Origin of the sequence: Pseudomonas reinekei, assembly GCF_001945365.1 — a bacterium.
Classification (GTDB): domain Bacteria; phylum Pseudomonadota; class Gammaproteobacteria; order Pseudomonadales; family Pseudomonadaceae; genus Aquipseudomonas; species Aquipseudomonas reinekei.
This window is the reverse complement of the sequence record NZ_MSTQ01000008.1, coordinates 171,449-191,433: the sequence shown is the minus strand read 5'-3', so window position 1 is coordinate 191,433 and position 19,985 is coordinate 171,449. Positions and strand designations below refer to the sequence as shown.

At 60.4% G+C, this 19,985-nt stretch carries 13 protein-coding genes and 1 pseudogene; 8 read left to right on the top strand and 6 right to left on the bottom strand.

The window, feature by feature from the left end; translation table 11 throughout:
* The first annotated feature begins 46 nt into the window (after positions 1–46).
* The gene (gene putA / locus BVK86_RS15650; RefSeq protein ID WP_075947280.1) at positions 47–3,997 is read left to right on the top strand and encodes a trifunctional transcriptional regulator/proline dehydrogenase/L-glutamate gamma-semialdehyde dehydrogenase; all 3,951 of its coding nucleotides are present in this window, start codon (positions 47–49) and stop codon (positions 3,995–3,997) included.
* Positions 3,998–4,252: 255 nt separating this feature from the next.
* Positions 4,253–6,055 carry an acyl-CoA dehydrogenase gene (locus BVK86_RS15645; protein WP_075947279.1) on the top strand — a complete coding sequence of 601 codons (1,803 nt, stop codon included), beginning with the start codon at positions 4,253–4,255 and terminating at the stop codon, positions 6,053–6,055.
* Positions 6,056–6,195: 140 nt separating this feature from the next.
* Here BVK86_RS15645 and BVK86_RS15640 read toward each other — a convergent pair whose 3' ends face one another.
* The 3 genes from BVK86_RS15640 to BVK86_RS15630 form a co-directional block, all read right to left on the bottom strand.
* Positions 6,196–8,133 carry a methyl-accepting chemotaxis protein gene (locus BVK86_RS15640; RefSeq protein WP_075947278.1) on the bottom strand — a complete coding sequence of 646 codons (1,938 nt, stop codon included), beginning with the start codon at positions 8,131–8,133 and terminating at the stop codon, positions 6,196–6,198.
* A gap of 100 nt (positions 8,134–8,233) precedes the next feature.
* Positions 8,234–8,533: a cell division protein ZapA gene (locus tag BVK86_RS15635; RefSeq protein ID WP_075947277.1), complete on the bottom strand. Its 300-nt coding sequence runs from the start codon at positions 8,531–8,533 to the stop codon at positions 8,234–8,236.
* On the bottom strand, positions 8,530–8,760 hold the full coding sequence (locus BVK86_RS15630) for a hypothetical protein (protein ID WP_008149645.1): 231 nt from the start codon (positions 8,758–8,760) through the stop codon (positions 8,530–8,532). Before BVK86_RS15630 ends, BVK86_RS15635 begins: the two co-directional genes overlap by 4 nt.
* Before the next feature lie 209 nt (positions 8,761–8,969).
* Here BVK86_RS15630 and BVK86_RS30550 point away from each other — a divergent pair.
* From BVK86_RS30550 to selO, 5 genes and pseudogenes are all read left to right on the top strand, one after another.
* Positions 8,970–9,806 (top strand): annotated as a pseudogene (locus BVK86_RS30550) (MCP four helix bundle domain-containing protein); the annotation flags it as partial.
* Complete coding sequence (locus BVK86_RS30545) at positions 9,789–10,661, top strand: methyl-accepting chemotaxis protein (protein ID WP_371927684.1); 873 nt, start codon at positions 9,789–9,791, stop codon at positions 10,659–10,661. The pseudogene BVK86_RS30550 and the gene BVK86_RS30545, both read left to right, overlap by 18 nt.
* Positions 10,662–10,931: 270 nt before the next feature.
* Positions 10,932–12,674 (top strand): potassium/proton antiporter, encoded by a 1,743-nt coding sequence (locus BVK86_RS15620; protein WP_075947275.1) that lies wholly within the window; start codon positions 10,932–10,934, stop codon positions 12,672–12,674.
* Between the two features lie 34 nt (positions 12,675–12,708).
* Positions 12,709–16,062, top strand: coding sequence for a mechanosensitive channel MscK (mscK, locus tag BVK86_RS15615; RefSeq protein WP_075947274.1), 3,354 nt, complete (start codon positions 12,709–12,711; stop codon positions 16,060–16,062).
* A 48-nt stretch (positions 16,063–16,110) separates the two neighbouring features.
* Positions 16,111–17,574 carry a protein adenylyltransferase SelO gene (gene selO / locus BVK86_RS15610; RefSeq protein WP_075947273.1) on the top strand — a complete coding sequence of 488 codons (1,464 nt, stop codon included), beginning with the start codon at positions 16,111–16,113 and terminating at the stop codon, positions 17,572–17,574.
* Between the two features lie 6 nt (positions 17,575–17,580).
* On the opposite strand, the gene BVK86_RS15605 is transcribed toward selO, so the two are convergent.
* Positions 17,581–17,982, bottom strand: a complete 402-nt coding sequence (locus BVK86_RS15605) for a helix-turn-helix domain-containing protein (protein WP_075947272.1) — start codon at positions 17,980–17,982, stop codon at positions 17,581–17,583.
* Positions 17,979–18,275: a type II toxin-antitoxin system HigB family toxin gene (locus tag BVK86_RS15600; protein ID WP_075947271.1), complete on the bottom strand. Its 297-nt coding sequence runs from the start codon at positions 18,273–18,275 to the stop codon at positions 17,979–17,981. Before BVK86_RS15600 ends, BVK86_RS15605 begins: the two co-directional genes overlap by 4 nt.
* 195 nt (positions 18,276–18,470) lie before the next feature.
* On the opposite strand from BVK86_RS15600, the gene trxC reads away from it, so the two are divergent.
* Complete coding sequence (gene trxC / locus BVK86_RS15595; protein ID WP_075947270.1) at positions 18,471–18,905, top strand: thioredoxin TrxC; 435 nt, start codon at positions 18,471–18,473, stop codon at positions 18,903–18,905.
* Between the two features lie 46 nt (positions 18,906–18,951).
* Here the strand turns inward: trxC and BVK86_RS15590 are convergent, their stop codons facing one another.
* Entirely contained in the window at positions 18,952–19,722 is a 771-nt protein-coding gene (locus tag BVK86_RS15590) for a ParA family protein (protein ID WP_075947269.1), read from the bottom strand.
* Positions 19,723–19,985: the final 263 nt, after the last annotated feature.

The window sequence follows — 19,985 nt, the reverse complement described above, 5'->3', positions numbered from 1 at the left end:
CCGCCAGCTGATGCCACGCGGTCGTGGCAAATATGAGGATAAAAACATGGCTACCACCACCCTTGGCGTCAAACTTGACGACCCGACCCGCGAACGCCTCAAGGCCGCCGCGACCTCGATTGATCGCACGCCGCACTGGCTGATCAAGCAGGCAATTTTCAATTACCTGGAAAAACTCGAGGGTGGTGCAACCCTGACCGAGCTGAACGGTTTGACCAAGGATTCCGACGACGCCGTCGATGCGCCTCTGGATCATGCCCACCAGTGCTTCCTCGAATTCGCCGAAAGCATCCTGCCGCAATCGGTCCTGCGTGCTTCGATCACCGCCGCTTACCGTCGCCCGGAGCCGGAAGTCGTGCCGATGCTGATCGAGCAGGCGCGCCTGCCGGCCCCGATGGCCGAAGCCACCAATAAACTGGCCGCATCCATCGCGGAAAAACTGCGCAACCAGAAGAGCGCTGGCGGCCGTGCCGGCATCGTTCAGGGCCTGCTGCAGGAATTCTCCCTGTCGTCCCAGGAAGGCGTGGCGCTGATGTGCCTGGCCGAAGCGCTGCTGCGTATCCCGGACAAAGGCACTCGTGACGCGCTGATCCGCGACAAGATCAGCACCGGCAATTGGCAGCCGCACTTGGGCAACAGTCCTTCGCTGTTCGTCAATGCGGCGACCTGGGGCCTGCTGCTGACCGGCAAACTGGTGTCCACGCACAATGAAGCCGGTTTGACGTCGTCCCTGAGCCGCATCATCGGCAAGAGCGGCGAGCCGATGATCCGCAAGGGCGTCGACATGGCCATGCGCCTGATGGGCGAGCAGTTCGTCACCGGTGAAACCATCGCCGAAGCCCTGGCCAATGCGAGCAAGTTCGAAGCCAAGGGTTTCCGCTACTCCTACGACATGCTCGGCGAAGCTGCGCTGACCGAACACGACGCGCAGAAGTACCTGGCCTCGTACGAACAAGCGATCCACTCGATCGGCAAAGCGTCCCACGGTCGCGGGATTTATGAAGGCCCGGGTATTTCCATCAAGCTCTCCGCCCTGCACCCGCGCTATAGCCGCGCCCAGTACGAGCGCGTGATGGATGAGCTGTACCCGCGCCTGCTGTCGCTGACCCTGTTGGCCAAGCAATACGACATCGGCCTGAACATCGACGCCGAAGAAGCCGACCGCCTCGAGCTGTCGCTGGACCTGCTTGAGCGCCTGTGCTTCGAGCCGCAACTGACCGGCTGGAACGGCATCGGCTTCGTGATCCAGGCTTACCAGAAGCGTTGCCCGTACGTGATCGACTATGTGATCGACCTGGCTCGCCGCAGCCGTCATCGCCTGATGATCCGCCTGGTGAAAGGCGCGTACTGGGACAGCGAAATCAAGCGCGCCCAGGTCGAAGGCCTGGAAGGCTATCCGGTCTACACCCGCAAGGTGTACACCGACGTTTCCTACATCGCCTGCGCACGCAAACTGCTGTCGGTACCGGAAGTCATCTACCCGCAGTTCGCCACGCACAACGCCCACACCCTGTCGGCCATTTATCACATCGCCGGTCAGAACTATTACCCGGGCCAGTACGAGTTCCAGTGCCTGCACGGCATGGGTGAACCGCTGTACGAGCAAGTTGTAGGTAAAGTTTCCGAAGGCAAGCTGAACCGTCCGTGCCGCGTGTACGCTCCGGTCGGCACCCACGAAACCCTGCTGGCCTACCTGGTTCGTCGTCTGCTGGAAAACGGCGCGAACACCTCGTTCGTTAACCGTATCGCCGATCAGTCGATCTCCATCCAGGAACTGGTAGCCGATCCGGTAGCCAGCATCGAGCAGATGGCGACCGTGGAAGGTGGCTTCGGCCTGCCGCACCCGCGTATTCCGCTGCCGCGTGACCTGTACGGTTCCGAACGCGCCAACTCCAGCGGCATCGACATGGCCAACGAACATCGTCTGGCTTCCCTGTCCTGCGCCCTGCTGGCGACCGCGCACAACCACTGGAAAGCCGCGCCGATGCTCGGTTGCGCTTCCAGCAACGAAGCGCCGGCGCCGGTGCTGAACCCGTCCGATCTGCGTGATGTGGTCGGTCATGTGCAGGAAGCCACCGTCGAAGACGTCGACAACGCGATCCAGTGCGCCCTCAACGCCGCACCGATCTGGCAGGCCACTCCGCCCGCCGAGCGCGCCGCGATTCTGGAACGCGCCGCCGACCTGATGGAAGCCGAGATCCAGCCGCTGATGGGCCTGCTGGCTCGCGAAGCGGGCAAGACCTTCGCCAACGCCATCGCCGAAGTGCGCGAAGCCGTGGATTTCCTGCGTTACTACGCGGTGCAGGCACGCAACGACTTCACCAACGACGCTCACCGTCCGCTGGGCCCTGTGGTGTGCATCAGCCCGTGGAACTTCCCGCTGGCGATCTTCAGTGGTCAAGTGGCTGCTGCATTGGCCGCCGGTAACCCGGTACTGGCCAAACCCGCCGAGCAGACTCCGCTGGTCGCGGCTCAGGCCGTGCGCCTGCTGCTCGAAGCCGGCATCCCGGAAGGCGTGCTGCAACTGCTGCCGGGCCGTGGCGAAACCGTCGGTGCGGGCCTGGTGGGTGATGATCGCGTCAAAGGCGTGATGTTCACCGGCTCCACCGAAGTCGCTCGCTTGCTGCAACGCAACATCGCCGGCCGTCTGGACAATCAGGGTCGCCCGATCCCGCTGATCGCCGAAACCGGTGGCCAGAACGCAATGATCGTCGACTCCTCGGCCCTGACCGAACAAGTGGTGATCGACGTGGTTTCGTCGGCCTTCGACAGCGCCGGCCAGCGTTGCTCGGCATTGCGCGTCCTGTGCTTGCAGGAAGATTCCGCCGAACGCGTCATCGAAATGCTCAAAGGTGCCATGGCTGAAAGCCGTCTCGGCAATCCTGAGCGCCTGTCCGTGGACATCGGCCCGGTGATCGACGCCGAAGCCAAGGCTGGCATCGAGAAGCACATCCAGGCCATGCGCGACAAAGGTCGCAGCGTGTACCAGGTGGCTATCGCCGACGCTGAAGAAGTCAAACGCGGTACCTTCGTGATGCCGACCCTGATCGAACTGGAAAGCTTCGACGAACTGCAACGTGAAATTTTCGGCCCGGTGCTGCACGTGGTTCGCTACAAGCGCAAGGACATCGACCAACTGATCGCTCAGATCAATGCTTCCGGCTACGGCCTGACCCTGGGCGTGCACACCCGCATCGACGAGACCATCGCCAAGGTGATCGACAACGTCAATGCCGGTAACGTCTATGTGAACCGCAACATCGTGGGTGCCGTGGTCGGCGTGCAACCTTTCGGCGGCGAAGGCTTGTCGGGTACTGGCCCGAAAGCCGGTGGTCCGCTGTACCTGTACCGCCTGCTGTCGACGCGTCCTACCGACGCGATCGAACAATCCTTCGCTCGCGGTGATGCCATCGCAGCACCGGACGTTCGCCTGCGTGACGCCATGAGCCAACCGCTGACCGCCCTGAAAGCCTGGGCCGACAACCACAAGTCCGCCGACCTGAGCGCCCTGTGCGTGCAATTCGCCGCACAATCGCAAAGCGGGATCACCCGCGTTCTGGCCGGCCCGACCGGCGAGCGCAACAGCTATGCGATCCTGCCGCGCGAACACGTGCTGTGCCTGGCGGAAGTCGAAGGCGACCTGCTGACGCAACTGGCTGCGGTATTGGCTGTCGGCGGTTCGGCGGTATGGCCGGAAGCCGACCTGACCAAGGCTTTGCTCGCACGCTTGCCGAAGGACGTTCAGGCGCGCATCAAGCTGGTTTCCGACTGGAACAAGGACGAAGTGGTGTTCGATGCGGTTCTGCATCACGGCCATTCCGATCAGTTGCGCGCGGTGTGCCAGCAGATTGCCAAGCGTGCCGGCGCCATCGTTGGCGTGCAGGGCCTGTCGCAAGGTGAAACCAACATTGCGCTGGAGCGCCTGGTGATTGAGCGCGCATTGAGCGTTAACACGGCTGCGGCGGGTGGTAATGCCAGCTTGATGACGATCGGCTAAAACCGATGAGCCGGGTAGCCGCAATGGCTACCTGGTACGCAATACCCCTGTGGGAGCGAGCCTGCTCGCGAAGAAGGAGTGTCAGTCGACATTAATGTTGCTGACCCACCGCTTTCGCGAGCAGGCTCGCTCCCACAGTGTTTTGTGGCGCTTGTAAAGTCACCGCTCTGCCCCACCATCACGCTCATCAATCATCCTGTTCAGCTTTTATTCCCGCGCCTAGACTCGGCCCATCCCAATAAAAGGTAGGCCGCCATGTCCGAGACGTTGCTCAGTTCCCGCAATCTGGCTTTCGAGCTGTATGAAGTCCTTGATGCCGAGGGCCTGACCCAGCGTGAGCGTTTCGCCGAGCACAACCGCGAAACCTTCGATGCGGCCATTGGCACTGCCCGCACCATCGCCGAGAAGTTCTTCGCCCCGCATAACCGCAAGGGCGACGAGAACGAACCCCGCTATGAGGATGGTCAGGCCATTCTGATTCCGGAAGTGAAACCGGCGGTGGACGCGTTCCTCGAAGCCGGGTTCCTCAACGCCGCACGCAGTTTCGACGCTGGCGGCATGCAACTTCCTACGCTGCTGTCCCAGGCCTGCTTCGCGCATTTCCAGTCGGCCAACGCTGCCTCCACGTCTTATCCGTTCCTGACCATGGGCGCGGCGAACCTGATCGAAAGCTTCGGCACCGAAGAGCAGAAGCGCCGCTTCCTGCAACCGATGATCGACGGCCGATTCTTCGGCACCATGGCCCTGACCGAACCCCATGCGGGTTCATCGCTGTCGGATATTCGTACCCGCGCCGAGCCTGCGTCTGACGGCACCTATCGGCTCAAGGGCAACAAGATCTTCATTTCCGGTGGCGATCACCCGCTGTCGGAAAACATCGTGCACATGGTGCTGGCCAAGCTGCCGGACGCGCCGGCCGGGGTGAAGGGGATTTCGCTGTTCATCGTGCCGAAGTTTCTGGTCAACGATGACGGCAGCCTGGGCCAGCGCAATGACGTGTTGCTGGCAGGCTTGTTCCACAAGATGGGCTGGCGCGGCACCACCTCCACCGCGCTGAACTTCGGCGATAACGGGGAGTGTGTCGGCTATCTGGTGGGCAAACCTCACCATGGCCTGAGCTACATGTTCCAGATGATGAACGAAGCGCGGATTGGCGTCGGCATGGGCGCGGTGATGCTCGGCTACGCCGGATACCTGTACTCGCTGGAGTACGCCCGCGAACGTCCGCAGGGTCGCGTGCCGGACAGCAAGGACCCGAACACCGCACCGGTAGCGATCATTCAGCACGCTGACGTGAAACGCATGCTGCTGACGCAAAAGGCCTACGTCGAAGGCTCGTTCGACCTCGGCCTGTACGCGGCGCGGCTGTTCGATGACACCACCACGCTTGCGACCGAAGCCGAACGCAAGCAGGCCCATGAGCTGCTGGATTTGCTGACGCCGATCGTCAAATCCTGGCCGTCGGAGTTCTGCCTGAAGGCCAACGAACTGGCGATCCAGATTCTTGGCGGCCACGGCTACACCCGTGAGTACCCGGTTGAGCAGTATTACCGCGACAACCGCTTGAACCCGATCCACGAGGGCACCCACGGTATCCAGTCGCTGGACTTGCTGGGGCGAAAACTGGCACAGAACGGTGGTGCCGGACTCAAGCAACTGATCCGCCTGATCGCCGACACCGCCGAACGCGCACAGGCCCATGACTCACTGACCGCCCTGCGCGAGCCGCTGGAAAAACTGGTGGCCCGCCTGCAAACCGTGACCATCGGCCTGCTGACCGATCTGGCCCAAGGCAAGGTCAACAGCAGCCTGGCGAACTCGGCGCTGTACCTGAAGGTGTTCGGGCATACGGTGATTGGCTGGCGCTGGCTGGAACAGGCGATCCGCGCCGAGGAAGGACTGGCCAAGGGCAACGCGGCGGATGTGAGCTTCTATAAAGGCAAGCTGCAAGCGGCGCGCTACTTCCTGACGTGGGAAGTGCCGGCTTGCCATCATGAACTGGCGATTCTTGAGGCTCGGGATGATGTGTGCCTGGGCATGCAGGATGAGTGGTTCTGATCCCGGCCTTGTGTAGCCTTTGAAATCCAATCGCTGGCAAGCCAGCTCCCACAGGTTTGAAGTTGACTACCACATTGGTGAACAACAAAAAAACCTGTGGGAGCGGGCTTGCCCGCGATGGCGTCAGCACAGCCAGCACATCACTTCAGCTTGAAGCCACCCATCTGCCGCGCCAAATCATCCGCCAACCGCTGTAACGTCTGGCAATCCTCACGGCAAGCCCTGACCTCCCCCGCCGTCGCCCGGGCCAAATCGGAAATCCCCTGCACGTTGCGGTTGATCTCTTCGGTCACCGCCGACTGCTCTTCCGTCGCCGTCGCCACCTGATGGTTCATGTCGCTGATGCGCTCGACCTGTCCGGTAATCGCCGTCAACGAAGCCCCGGTCCGCTGGCTCGATTCGACGCCGGTCCCAGTCGCTGCTTGCCCGGAATGCATCGATGACACAGCATTTTCCGCACCCTGCTTGAGGCTGCCGATCATCTGCTGAATCTCGTCGGTGGACGATTGCGTGCGCCGCGCCAAGGTGCGCACTTCATCAGCAACCACCGCAAACCCGCGCCCCATGTCACCGGCCCGCGCGGCTTCGATGGCGGCGTTGAGCGCCAACAGGTTGGTTTGTTCGGAAATCCCGCGAATCACTGCCAACACTTGGTCGATGGATGCAACCTGATGGGCCAGCTCCCCTACCGCAGTGGCGGCAACGCCGATTTCGGCGGACATGCTCTCGATATGCCGGATCGAGCCACCCACCACTTCCCGCGCCTGCATCGCCTCATCCCGAGCGGTTTGCGACGCGAATGCTGCGTTGCCGGCGTTCTGGGCGATTTCCTGAACGGTCAGGCCCATCTCGTGAACAGCGGTGGCAACCATGTCAGTCATTTCCTGCTGCCGACCAGAGCGTTCAGCAGTGTTATCCACAACCCGTGCAACCTGGCCGACAGCGGTGCGCAGTTGCTCGCTGGTGGTCAGCACTTCACCAATCATGTCGCGCTGGCTATCCAGGAACCGATTGAACCCACGGGCCAGGTCGCCCAGCTCATCGGCACGGCTGGAATCTAACCTTTGGGTCAAATCTCCACCACCGCTACCAATGGCAACCAGTGCCGCTGTTACCTGACGAATCGGTCGCACCAACCCACGGGCCAGCAACACCACCAGCAACAGGCACACCAGCGCCACCGCCAGGCCGATCCCGCTGCTCATCCACATGGCGCGGCGGGCTTCGGCGTAAATCTGCGACTGTGGCACTTCGGCCACCAGCGTCCAGCCTAGATCGCGCAATGGCAGGCTCAAGGCGAGGAAATCTTCTCCGTCGCGCTGGAAGCCGCTGCTGGTGGCAGTTTTTTGCCCCATGACCGCTTGTGCGGTATCTGCGCCGATTTGCTCGGCCAAGTTGCGTTTACCGCTGAATTGCGCTTCGGGATGGACCTGTATCAAACCGTCGGAACGCACGAGATAGACCTTGCCGCGCTCGCCGAAGCTGAAATTGTGGATCAGCTCCGACAGCTCTTTCATGCTCAGGCCAAGACCGGCAACGCCCACGACTTTGCCGGCCTGTTCGACCTTGAGGTCGATGAACAGCGCCAATTCTCCGGTGGCTGTGTCGGTATCGATATTGAGGGTGCGCGGCTGTTTGCTGTCGAGGAACGAGTAGAACCAGGCGTCCTTGGGGTTGGAGCGACTGAGGGTGCGGCCCAGGCCTTTTTCGGTGAAGTAATGATTGGACGCAGTGCCGACGATCAGCGCGGTAAAGGCGTTGTGCTCGGCGCGGATGCCTTCGAGATAAGCGGTGAACATAGCGGTCTGGGCACTGTTTTCACCCTCGGCCAGCCAGTCGCGCACCATGCTGTTGCTGGCGATGTCCCTGGCGGCGGTGAGCGGTTGAACGAGGATGCGTTCAATGTCATTGCGCATCGCTTCGATGCTCGACGGCAGTGCTTGTCCGACCAGATAGCTCTGGGCGAGGCGGTTGACCACGAGGGTATAAATGCCAACCACGATCAGGATACTGAGCAGCAGGGCGGTGCCCATGCTCAGGATCAACTGCCACTGAATACTGCGTCGCCAGAACTGCATGGAGCACCCCCAAAGAATAAAGGGCTGAAACACTGCAACAGCCGTGCCGATTGTATACAACTAAACCGACAATTTATTCTTTGGTTGTGCGCAAAGCCGATCAGGCCTGATTGATCGTCTTGGAGATCACTTCAACCGTGGCGCTGACTTGCTCTTGGTAACGGTCGAGTTCGAGCTTGTGTTGCTTCTGCATTTCGATCTGCTGGGAGCACAGATTCATCGCGGCCAGGACCAGCAGGCGGTCACCGATCAACGTCGGGTACTTTCTTTTGGTGTCGGCCAGGGCAGCTTTCAACATTAATGCAGCGTCCAGCAGGGTTTGCTCTTCCCCTTCCGGGGCCTTGATCGAGTAGTCCTCTCCCAGGATCGAGACGACTTTCACACCCGGGCCGTAACTCATGCGCTGACGGGACCGGCGCTGACGCGCTCAACCAGGGCTTGAATGCGTGCAGCGGTGGCGCCTTGTTTCTCTTCCTGTTCCATCAGGCTCAGTTGCAGGCTTTCGTTTTCATCCTTGGCCTGGGCCAGTTCGGCGCTCAGGGTCTGGTTGGTGCCGAGCAGGGTCTGGTTCTGTTGTACCAGGTCGCTGACCAGCTGTTCCAATTGGCTTAGGGATGCTTCCAACATTTTGATTTTCCAGGCATTTTCAAAGGGCGCGTACGATAAAGAAAAGTTACGGTGGACGCCAGGGTTATACGGGCGCAAGGCCTTGATTTTCCTGGCGACTGACCTTTCTCGCGAACTGTAGAGACTGTGATTGGCCGATCTGGTTCCTGCACTTCGTCGCCGTGGCGTTTGTGCGGCAAAACCGCGCAGGGGCTCAAGACTTTAGTCGTATGACCGATAAGTCATCCATACGTCAGCCTCGGCACCCCTCAGGTGCGCTCATCCCGGTAAACACCATGTCCCTTCGAAATATGAATATCGCGCCGCGAGCGTTCCTCGGTTTTGCCCTGATTGGCGGTTTGATGATGCTGCTGGGCGTGTTTGCCCTGAACCAGATGAGCAAGATCCGCGACGCTGCCGAAGACATCACCGTCACCAGCGTGCCGAGCATCAAGAGCCTGGACGAATTCACCCAATTGACCCTGCGTTTGCGCGTGTTGTCTTACCGTTTGCTGGTGAACCGCGAGCCAGACGTGCAGCAGAAAACCATGGAGCTGCTGGAGATGCGCAACCAGCAGATCCGCACCGCCCAGGCCACCTACGAAAAGCTGATCAGCAGCCCGCAGGAACGTGCGACCTACGATCAATACGTGCAGTTGCTCGGGCAGTACCGTCAGATCGAAGACCGGATGAAGACCCTGTCGCGCAACAATCAGGTCGACGAACTGCGCAGCCTGCTCAACGCCGATCTGCTGAGTAACTCCGAAGCCGTCAATGGGGTGCTGAGCAAGCTGCTGGAGATCAACACCCAGCAGACCCTCGACACCAACCAGCAAGCTGCCGACCAATACGAATCGGCCTTCAATCTGGTGATCACCCTACTGGTCATCGCCACCGGCCTGACCATCCTGTTCGCCTGGTTGCTGACCAACAGCATCACCAAACCCATCGCCAACGCCCTGGACGCCGCCGAGCAGATCGCCGAAGGCAACCTGACGCGCCCGATCACCGTCGATGGCCAGGACGAGGCCGGTCGCCTGTTGCTGGCGATGTCGAAGATGCAGGACAAGTTGCGCGACACCCTGCAACGGATTTCCGGCTCGGCCACGCAACTGGCGTCGGCTGCGGAAGAGCTCAACAGCGTCACCGACGAAAGTGCACGCGGCCTGACCCAGCAGAACAACGAAATCGAACAGGCCGCCACTGCGGTCAATGAAATGACCAGTGCCGTGGAAGAAGTCGCGCGCAACGCGGTGAGCACGTCCGAAGCCTCGAAGAACGCCACCACGTCCGCCGGCGATGGCCGTGATCTGGTGCAGGAAACCGTCAGCGCCATCGAACGCATGAGCGCCGATGTGCAGAGCACCGCGACCCTGATCGGCGACCTGGCCAACGAGTCCCGTGACATCGGCAAGGTGCTGGACGTAATCCGCGGCCTGGCCGACCAGACCAACCTGCTGGCCCTGAACGCCGCCATCGAAGCGGCTCGTGCCGGTGAGGCCGGTCGTGGTTTTGCCGTGGTTGCGGACGAAGTGCGGGCACTGGCCCACCGCACCCAGCAGTCGACCAGCGAGATCGAACGCATGATCGGCAGCATCCAGAGCGGCACCGAACACGCCGTGGATTCGATGCGCAACAGTACCGAGCGCGCCGAGTCGACCCTGAACATCGCCCGCGGCGCCGGAATGTCGCTGGACACGATCAACAGCGCGATTGTCGAGATCAACGAACGCAACCTGGTGATCGCCAGCGCCGCCGAAGAGCAGGCGCAAGTGGCCCGGGAAGTGGACCGCAACCTGGTGAACATCCGCGACCTGTCGGTGCAATCGGCCACCGGCGCCAATCAGACCAGTGCCGCGAGCAATGAGTTGTCGCGATTGGCAGTGGACCTGAACACCATGGTTGGACGGTTCAGCCTGTAACGGGACCCCACACCCCCTGTGGCGAGGGAGCTTGCTCCCGCTCGACTGCGCAGCCGTCGCAATCGGCCTTGCAAAATCAATTTGCAACGACTCCGAGGGTCGCTACGCGACCTGACGGGAGCAAGCTCCCTCGCCACAGGGATCGAGCATGACTCGATAACGTCACCAAAAAGCTTTTTGACAGCATCACATTTCAACAGGTTAGAATCGCTGGCACGCGGACTGCATGGTCAGTTTGTGCCCGTCTTTTGAGTTTCTGGAGTACTGCCTTTGAATGCGACCACCATCAACAGCCTGTTCTTGATCGGCGCGTTGCTGGTAGGTGCAAGCATTCTGGTGAGCTCACTTTCGTCGCGCCTCGGCATCCCGATTCTGGTGATCATCCTGGCCGTGGGCATGGCGGCCGGCGTCGACGGCGGCGGCATCATTTTCGATAACTACCCGACGGCCTATCTGGTCGGCAACCTCGCGTTGGCGGTGATCCTGCTCGACGGCGGTCTGCGCACCCGGGTGTCGAGTTTCCGCGTGGCGTTATGGCCAGCGTTGTCGCTGGCCACAGTCGGGGTGTTGATTACCACCGGGTTGACCGGCATGGCCGCTGCGTGGCTGTTCGACCTCAATATGATTCAAGGTTTGCTGATCGGCGCCATCGTCGGCTCTACAGACGCCGCTGCGGTTTTCTCTTTGTTGGGTGGCAAAGGCCTTAACGAGCGGGTGACCGCCAGCCTGGAAATCGAATCCGGCAGCAACGACCCGATGGCGGTGTTTCTCACCGTCACGCTGATCGACATGCTCGCCAGTGGCCAGACCGGCCTGCACTGGAGCCTGCTGACCCACCTGCTGCGCGAGTTCGGCATCGGTGGCGTGATTGGTCTGGGCGGCGGCTGGCTGATGCTGCAACTGGTCAACCGGATCAATCTGGCCACCGGCCTGTACCCGATCCTGGTCATCGCCGGTGGCCTGGTGGTGTTTGCCCTGACCAACGCTCTGCACGGCAGCGGCTTCCTCGCGGTGTACCTGTGCGGCCTGGTGATCGGCAACCGCCCGGTGCGCAGCCGCCACGGCATTCTGCACATGCTCGACGGCATGGCCTGGCTGGCACAGATCGGCATGTTCCTGGTGCTGGGGCTGCTGGTCACGCCCCACGACTTACTGCCGATTGCCCTGCCGGCCCTTGCGTTGGCGCTGTGGATGATTCTGTTCGCCCGGCCACTGTCGGTGGTGGTTGGCCTGTTGCCGTTCAAGGCGTTCCATGGCCGTGAAAAGGCATTCATTTCCTGGGTCGGCCTGCGCGGCGCGGTGCCGATCATTCTGGCGGTCTTCCCGCTGATGGCCGGCCTCCCCAATGCCCAGCTGTACTTCAACCTGGCCTTCTTTATCGTGCTGGTGTCGCTGCTGGTCCAGGGCACAAGCCTGCCGTGGGTCGCCAAACTGTTGAAAGTAACCGTGCCCCCGGATCCCGCACCGATCTCACGATCAGCGCTGGAAGTGCACGTCACCAGCGAGTGGGAGCTGTTCGTTTATCGCCTCGGCGCTGAAAAATGGTGCATCGGTTCCCCCCTGCGCGAACTGAAAATGCCCGAAGGCACCCGTATCGCGGCCCTGTTTCGTGGCCAGCAACTGCTCCATCCGTCGGGTAGTACAGTGCTGGAAGTCGATGATTTACTGTGTGTAATCGGCCATGAACACAACCTTGCAGCCCTCGGAAAACTCTTCAGTCAGGCGCCGCAACGGGGCCTCGATTTGCGCTTCTTCGGCGACTTCGTACTCGAAGGAGATGCCCAGCTGGCCGCGGTTGCTGCCCTGTACGGGCTGAAGGTCGAAGGCATCGACCCGGAAATGTCCCTGGCCAGGTTCATTGCTCAGAAAGTGGGGGGTGCCCCTGTGGTCGGCGACCAGGTGGAATGGAACAACACCATCTGGACCGTTGCGGTCATGGACGGGAACAAGATTGGCAAAGTGGGCGTCAGATTCCCCGAAGGAAGTCGCCCGGGTCCGGGACTCTTCCTCTAAACTCCAATCTTCGCCTCGTATTTGATCGGTCTCTATGTCAAGCCTGCGCTCTTTTTTGTTCATGGCCCTTGTGGGCCTGAGTCTTTCTGTCGGCCCTCTGCAAGCCGCCGAACCACCCTCCCGCGAATCCGTGCAGACGAGTCTGGACAAGATCGCCGACCGCAAACTGCCGGAAGCCGATCAAAAGGCCTTGCAGTCCGTCTTGCAAGGCACGCTGACGCAGCTCAACAACCAGCGTGATTACGAGCAGAAACTCAGCGATCTCAAGCAGCAACTGGCCACCGCCCCCAAGCAAACCATCGAGAACCAGCGTGAGCTGACGCGTCTCAAGGCCAGCGCCGTGGTGCCGGTGGCGCAACGCTTCGCCAAAGAGTCGATCCAGCAACTCGAGCAAATGCTCACCGAGCGCTCGACCCAGCAAAGCGATCTGCAAAAAGCCCTGGCGGACGCCAACAGTCTGATCATCACCGCCCAGACTCGCCCCGAGCGCGCCCAGGCCGAAATCTCCGCCAGCCAGACGCGCATCCAACAGATCAACAACATCCTCAAGACCGGCAAAGACGCCGGCAAGACGCTGAGCGGCGAACAGCGCGACCAGCTCAACGCCGAGCTCGCAGCCCTGAATGCCCTGATCCCGCTGCGTCGCCAGGAACTGGCCGGCAATACCCAACTGCAAGACCTGGGCAACAGCCAGCATGACTTGCTATCGGAAAAGTCCGATCGCCTGGACCAGGAAATCCAGGACCTGCAAAGCCTGATCAATCAGAAGCGTCTGGCCCAGTCCCAGGAAACCGTGACGCAGCAGTCGATCGAAGCGCAAAAGGCCGGCGGCAGCAGCCTGTTGGCGACCGAAAGCGCGGCCAACCTGAAGCTCTCGGACTACCTGCTCAAAAGCACCGACCGCCTCAACGAAGTCACCCAGCAAAACCTGCAGACCAAGCAACAACTCGACAGCGTGACCCAGAGCGACTCGGCGCTGGACGAACAGATCAACGTGCTCAAAGGCAGCTTGCTGCTCTCCAAGATTCTCTACAAGCAGAAGCAGGCACTGCCGCGTCTGAAGGTTGATCGTGACCTGGCCGACCAGATTGCCGACATTCGCCTGTACCAGTTCGAGGTCAGCCAGCAACGGGAACTGCTCAGCAACCCGGCCACCTATGTGGATAACCTGCTGGCGACCCAGCCTCCGGAGCAAATCACGCCGCAGCTGCGCAAGAGTCTGCTGGAACTGGCGACTACCCGTGCCGACCTGCTGGAGCGGCTGAACCGCGAATTGAGCGCGGTGCTCAACGAATCCATCACCCTGCAACTGAACCAGAAACAACTGCTGAGCACTGCGCAAAGCCTGCGGGCGACGCTCGATGAGCAAATGTTCTGGATTCCCAGCAACAAACCGCTGGACCTTGAATGGATTCACAGCGTGCCGGATCGCCTGCAACGTCAAGTCGATACCCTGCCGCTGGCCTCAAGCCTGAGCGAACTGATCGATGGCCTGACTCAGCGACCGTTGCTGTTCCTGCCGCTGGCCCTGTTGATCGGCGCTCTGTTGTGGCGTCGCAAGCAACTGTATGCCCGCCTGAACAAGGTTCACCAGGACGTCGGCCACTTCAAGCGCGACAGCCAGTGGCACACGCCGCAGGCGATCCTGATCAATATTCTGTTGGCGATGCCGGTCTCGCTGGGGCTGGCCCTTTGCGGTCTGGCCCTGCAGATCGACGCCCGCGGGCAAAACGCCAACATGGGCGCGGCGTTGCTGCAAATGGCCCAGGCGTGGCTGGTGTTCTACACCGCCTATCGGATCCTCGCGCCGGGCGGCGTGGCTGAGCTGCATTTCCGTTGGGAAAAGCCCCAGGTCGAATTCCTCCGCGGCTGGGTCCGCCGACTCGGGATGGTGGTGATGGCACTGGTGGCGGTGGTGGCCGTTGCCGAGCTGCAACCGGCCGGGCTGGCCGACGACGTGATCGGCATGCCGGTGGTGCTCACCTGCTACGCCTTGATGACCTTGCTGCTCAGCCGCCTGTTGATCAGCAGCCCGACCCACGAAAACGCCTCGCTGTTCCGCAAGGTCGTGGGCATTTTGTTCACCGCCCTGCCCGTCGCACTGTTTGTGGCGGTGTGCTTCGGCTACTACTACACCGCGCTGAAACTCAGCGACCGCTTGATCAACACCCTGTACCTGTTGATGTTCTGGCTGGTCATTGAAGCCACGTTCGTGCGCGGCCTGAGCGTCGCTGCACGTCGTCTGGCTTACCAACGCGCCCTGGCCAAACGTCAGGCGGCCAAAGAGGCCGGCGACGGCGAAGCGGTAATCGAAGAGCCGACCCTGGACATCGAGAAGGTCAACGAACAGTCCCTGCGCCTGATTCGCCTGGCCCTGCTCGGCGGGTTCATGGCGTTGCTGTACTGGGTCTGGGCCGACCTGATCACGGTGTTCTCGTACCTCGACAACATCACCCTCTACGAATACACCAGCGGTACCGGCGCCAACATGAGCATGGTGCCAATCAGCATCGGCGACATGCTCGGTGCGCTGATCATCATCGGCATCACCTTTGCCCTGGCGCGCAACCTGCCCGGCCTGCTGGAAGTGTTTGTGCTGTCCAAGCTCAATCTGGCCCAGGGCAGCGCTTACGCTACGACGACGTTGCTGTCCTACGTGATCGCCGGAGTCGGCTTCGTCTCGACCCTGTCGACCCTCGGCGTGAGCTGGGACAAGTTGCAGTGGCTGGTGGCGGCGCTGTCGGTGGGACTCGGTTTCGGCATGCAGGAGATCTTCGCCAACTTCATCTCCGGGATCATGATCCTGTTCGAACGTCCGGTACGGATCGGCGACACCATCACCATCGGTAACCTGTCGGGCACCGTGAGCAAGATCCGCATCCGCGCCACGACCATCACCGACTTCGACCGCAAGGACATCATTGTCCCGAACAAAACGTTCATCACCGGGCAACTGATCAACTGGTCCCTGACCGACACCATCACCCGGGTGACGCTCAAGCTCGGGGTCGATTACGGCTCGGACCTGGACCTGGTGAAAGAACTGCTGCTCAAAGCCGCGCGGGAAAACCCACGAGTCCTCAAAGAACCCGAGCCGCTGGTGTACTTCCTGAACTTCGGCGAAAGCACCCTCGACCATGAATTACGCATGCACGTGCGTGACCTCGGTGACCGTAACCCGGTGCTCGATGAGGTCAACCGTTTCATCAACCGCGAGTTCAAGAAGCAGCACATCAACATCTCGTTCCGGCAGATGGAGGTTTACCTGAAGAACCTGCACGGCCAGGAATACAAGATGGTACCGATCGAGCCGGAGACGAAAACCATCGTCCCGCTACCGGATGGCAAACAGCCGCCAACCATGCCGCCCGCCGCCAAACTCGACTAACCGGACTTTCCCCAGCAGAATGCTCGGACATTCTGCTGGAGTTGGCCCTTGAAAGCCCTCGACGAACTGACCTTCGATAATCGCTTCGACCGCCTGGGCGATACGTTTTCCGCCCACGTGCTGCCCGAGCCCATCGACAACCCGCGCCTGGTAGTCGCCAGTCCTGCCGCCATGGCGCTGCTGGACCTTGACCCGGCCGTGGCCCAAACCCCGGAGTTCGCCGAACTGTTCAGCGGCCACAAGCTGTGGGCCGACGCGGTTCCTCGGGCGATGGTCTATTCCGGGCATCAGTTCGGCTCATACAACCCGCAACTGGGCGACGGCCGTGGCCTGTTGCTGGGCGAGGTGTACAACGAGGCCGGCGAGCACTGGGACCTGCACCTCAAGGGTGCCGGCCAGACACCGTTTTCACGCATGGGTGATGGCCGTGCGGTGTTGCGCTCTTCGATCCGTGAGTTCCTCGCCTCTGAAGCCCTGCACGCGCTGAACATCCCGACTACGCGGGCATTGTGCGTGATCGGCTCGGACACACCGGTCTGGCGCGAAAAACAGGAACGGGCCGCCATGGTCCTGCGCCTGGCACCGAGCCACGTGCGCTTCGGGCACTTCGAATATTTCTACTACACCAAACGCCCCGAAAAGCAGAAAGAACTCGGCGAACACGTGCTGGCCATGCATTTCCCGGAATGCCTGGAGCAACCCGAACCGTACCTGGCGATGTTCCGCGAGATCGTCGAGCGCAATGCCGAACTGATCGCCAAGTGGCAAGCCTATGGTTTCTGCCACGGCGTGATGAACACCGACAACATGTCGATCCTCGGCATCACCTTCGACTTTGGCCCATTCGCCTTCCTCGACGACTTCGACGCCAACTTCATCTGCAACCACTCCGATGACCAGGGCCGCTACTCCTTCAGCAACCAGGTGCCGATCGGCCAGTGGAACCTCAGCGCCCTGGCCCAGGCCCTGACGCCGTTCATCAGCGTCGAAGCCCTGCGCGAAACCCTCGGCCTGTATTTGCCGCTGTTCCAGGCACACTACCTGGACCTGATGCGCCGCCGCCTCGGCCTGACCACCGCCGAGGAAGACGACCAGAAACTGCTGGAAAACCTGCTGCAACTGATGCAAAACAGCGGCGTCGATTACAGCCTGTTCTTCCGCCGACTGGGCGAGGACTCGCCCGCTGCGGCCGTCGCCCGATTGCGCGACGACTTCGTCGACATCAGGGGCTTCGATGCGTGGGGCGAGCTCTATGTGGCCCGCGTCGCCCGTGAAGGCGAGCTGAACCAGGAGCAACGTCGCGAGCGGATGCACGCGGTCAATCCGCTGTACATCCTGCGCAACTATCTGGCGCAAAAAGCCATCGATGCGGCAGAGAACGGCGACTACTCAGAAGTGCGTCGCCTGCATGCCGTACTGAGCAAGCCGTTCGAAGAACAACCGGGGATGGAAAGCTACGCCGAGCGACCGCCGGAATGGGGCAAGCATCTGGAGATCAGTTGTTCGTCGTGAAGCCGGTCAGATGAAGGTTTCCACCGACACACCAAAGCGCTCGGCCAACCAGCGGATCTGCCGCAGGTTGAGCTGACGCTTGCCACTCAGGATTTCCGAAACAACCGATTGAGTACCAACACCGGGAAGGTCGCTCTGGGTCAGGCCGTGTTCGCGCATCAAGTAGCCAAGAACATCGACCCCACTGGCCTTCGGCATAGGGTGATGCTTGTGATCCCATTCCTCAATCCAGTCACCGATGATATCTACCAAGCTCATAAGCGGATGAGACTCATCATCGCCGGTCATCTCGAGCAACTCGTCCAGCGCCTGCGCCAGCGCATCATAGTCGTCTTCGTTTTTCGGTTTTCGAAGCAACGGCGAGACGAACTCCCAATGCTCGGCAGCTCTTTCGATCAGGACACTCATACTCTTTCCTCCTTCCATTTTCCGCGGTCATATTCGCGGTGATCCAGCACATGCTTGATATATAGCTTTTGCGATCGATACCTCACGAAAGCGATCAGCCGCAGCTTGTTGCCACCGATATCAAAAACATGAAACTCACCCACCTTGTCTACGGCAGGAAATGAGGCCCTCATCGCCGCAAAATCCGATGGCTTGCTTCCTTTGACCAATTGATACCAATGATCCAATGCAGTAGCTGCCCTTGGCCATTTGGTTGCAGCTTCACGTATTCGTTTTTCGGTGATGACATGCATGCAACATCCTTATCGCATTCTGCTATGGGGAGTTAATCACAAATACAATATATCGCAAGATGCGATACTCACGACAAGACCAGTGGCCTGACTGAGTACGACTCAGCCTAGTTTTATCGCCGCTCCCTGCTCGATTGAAAATGTGAGCAGACGTCTCCAAATAGGAATAACCGGATTCTTCACAGGACCACCTACATGTCTGACCCATTCCACATTCCCTGCCCCCACTGCAACGGCCTCAACCGCATCCCCGCCGAGCGCTTGGGCGACCAGCCAAAATGCGGGCGCTGCAAGGCCGAAGTCCTGCTGAACAAGCCTTTCGAATTGAAACAGGGCGACTACGCCAGCCAGATCAAGGGCGATCTGCCGTTGCTGGTGGACGTGTGGGCGGACTGGTGTGGACCGTGCAAGTCGTTTGCGCCGGTGTTTGAACAAGCCGCTGCGCAATTGGCCGGCAAGTGCCGACTGGCCAAGCTGGACAGCGAGGCGAACCAGCAATTGTCGGCTCAGTTGGGAATTCGCTCGATTCCGAGCCTGATTCTGTTCAAGAACGGTCGGGAAGTCGCCCGCCAGAGCGGAGCCTTCCCGTTACCGCAGTTGATGAGTTGGCTGCGCAGTCAGGGGATTTGACAGCAGCCTGAAACCGGGAGCGAGCAAGCTCGCGCCTACAGTTTTTTCAGGCATTTTCCAGCAGGTTATGCAGTTCAACAAATTGCTGCGTCAACTTGTGCCGCGGGTCGAGATGGATCAACGGCGTATTGGCCTGGTGGGATTCACGCATGCGAACGGAACTTGCCAGGTACACCGGCAACACTGGCAGGCCTTCGGCGATCAGTTCGTCGAGGATTTGCTGCGGCAGGCTGGCCCGGGCCTGGAACTGATTGACGACGATGCCTTCAACTTCCAGACCTTCGTTATGGTCTTCCTTCAGCTCTTCGATTTCCGCCAGCAGGCCGTACAAAGCCTGACGCGAGAAACTGTCGCAATCGAAGGGAATCAGCACACGATCAGCGGCGATCAATGCTGAAACCGCATAAAAATTAAGCGCGGGCGGGGTATCGAGGTAAATCCGGTCATAATCTTCGCTCAGCTCTTCAAGCAATTTTCTGAGCTTGTTGATCTTGTGCTTGGCCTCAAGCTTGGGCTGCAGGTCGGCCAGTTCCGCCGTGGCCGTGACAACGTGGAGGTTCTCGAACGGGGTTTCGTAAATGTCGACCTGGTTCTTCTTGGAGAACGGCCCGGAAGACAGCGTCTGCTTAAAGAAATCGGCAATCCCCATCGGAATGTCGTTGCCGGTGAGCCCCGTCAGGTATTGAGTGGAGTTGGCCTGGGCATCGAGATCCACCAACAGGGTGCGAAAACCCTCGCTGGCGCTGACCGCCGCCAAATTGCAGGCAATGCTGGATTTGCCTACGCCACCTTTCTGATTGAACACCACGCGCCGCATGTCAAAACCTCCGTGTATCAAAGAATGATCGAGTGTAGTGGTCGATGACGTTGCTTCGCTACCTCGCAGGCAAGGGACTACACAGTCAGTCGTCATCTCTTGCTGAAAAACCACCAATCATCCGGGCCAAACGAAGACAGAACCGACAGACGGGCCTTATGAAAATGTGAATAAATACCAAATGTTCGGATTTCGCGAACTAACCGGTACATCTCACTGAGCAAAATGTAACCAGCATTTGCTACACGTTCGTCGCACCGGGA

Coding starts and splice junctions, on each gene's coding strand:
- putA (WP_075947280.1), top strand. CDS start 47: ATGGCTACCACCACCCTTGGCGTCAAACTTGACGACCCGACCCGCGAA.
- BVK86_RS15645 (WP_075947279.1), top strand. CDS start 4,253: ATGTCCGAGACGTTGCTCAGTTCCCGCAATCTGGCTTTCGAGCTGTAT.
- BVK86_RS15640 (WP_075947278.1), bottom strand. CDS start 8,133: ATGCAGTTCTGGCGACGCAGTATTCAGTGGCAGTTGATCCTGAGCATG.
- BVK86_RS15635 (WP_075947277.1), bottom strand. CDS start 8,533: ATGAGTTACGGCCCGGGTGTGAAAGTCGTCTCGATCCTGGGAGAGGAC.
- BVK86_RS15630 (WP_008149645.1), bottom strand. CDS start 8,760: ATGTTGGAAGCATCCCTAAGCCAATTGGAACAGCTGGTCAGCGACCTG.
- BVK86_RS30545 (WP_371927684.1), top strand. CDS start 9,789: ATGTCGAAGATGCAGGACAAGTTGCGCGACACCCTGCAACGGATTTCC.
- mscK (WP_075947274.1), top strand. CDS start 12,709: ATGTCAAGCCTGCGCTCTTTTTTGTTCATGGCCCTTGTGGGCCTGAGT.
- BVK86_RS15605 (WP_075947272.1), bottom strand. CDS start 17,982: ATGAGTGTCCTGATCGAAAGAGCTGCCGAGCATTGGGAGTTCGTCTCG.
- BVK86_RS15600 (WP_075947271.1), bottom strand. CDS start 18,275: ATGCATGTCATCACCGAAAAACGAATACGTGAAGCTGCAACCAAATGG.
- trxC (WP_075947270.1), top strand. CDS start 18,471: ATGTCTGACCCATTCCACATTCCCTGCCCCCACTGCAACGGCCTCAAC.
- BVK86_RS15590 (WP_075947269.1), bottom strand. CDS start 19,722: ATGCGGCGCGTGGTGTTCAATCAGAAAGGTGGCGTAGGCAAATCCAGC.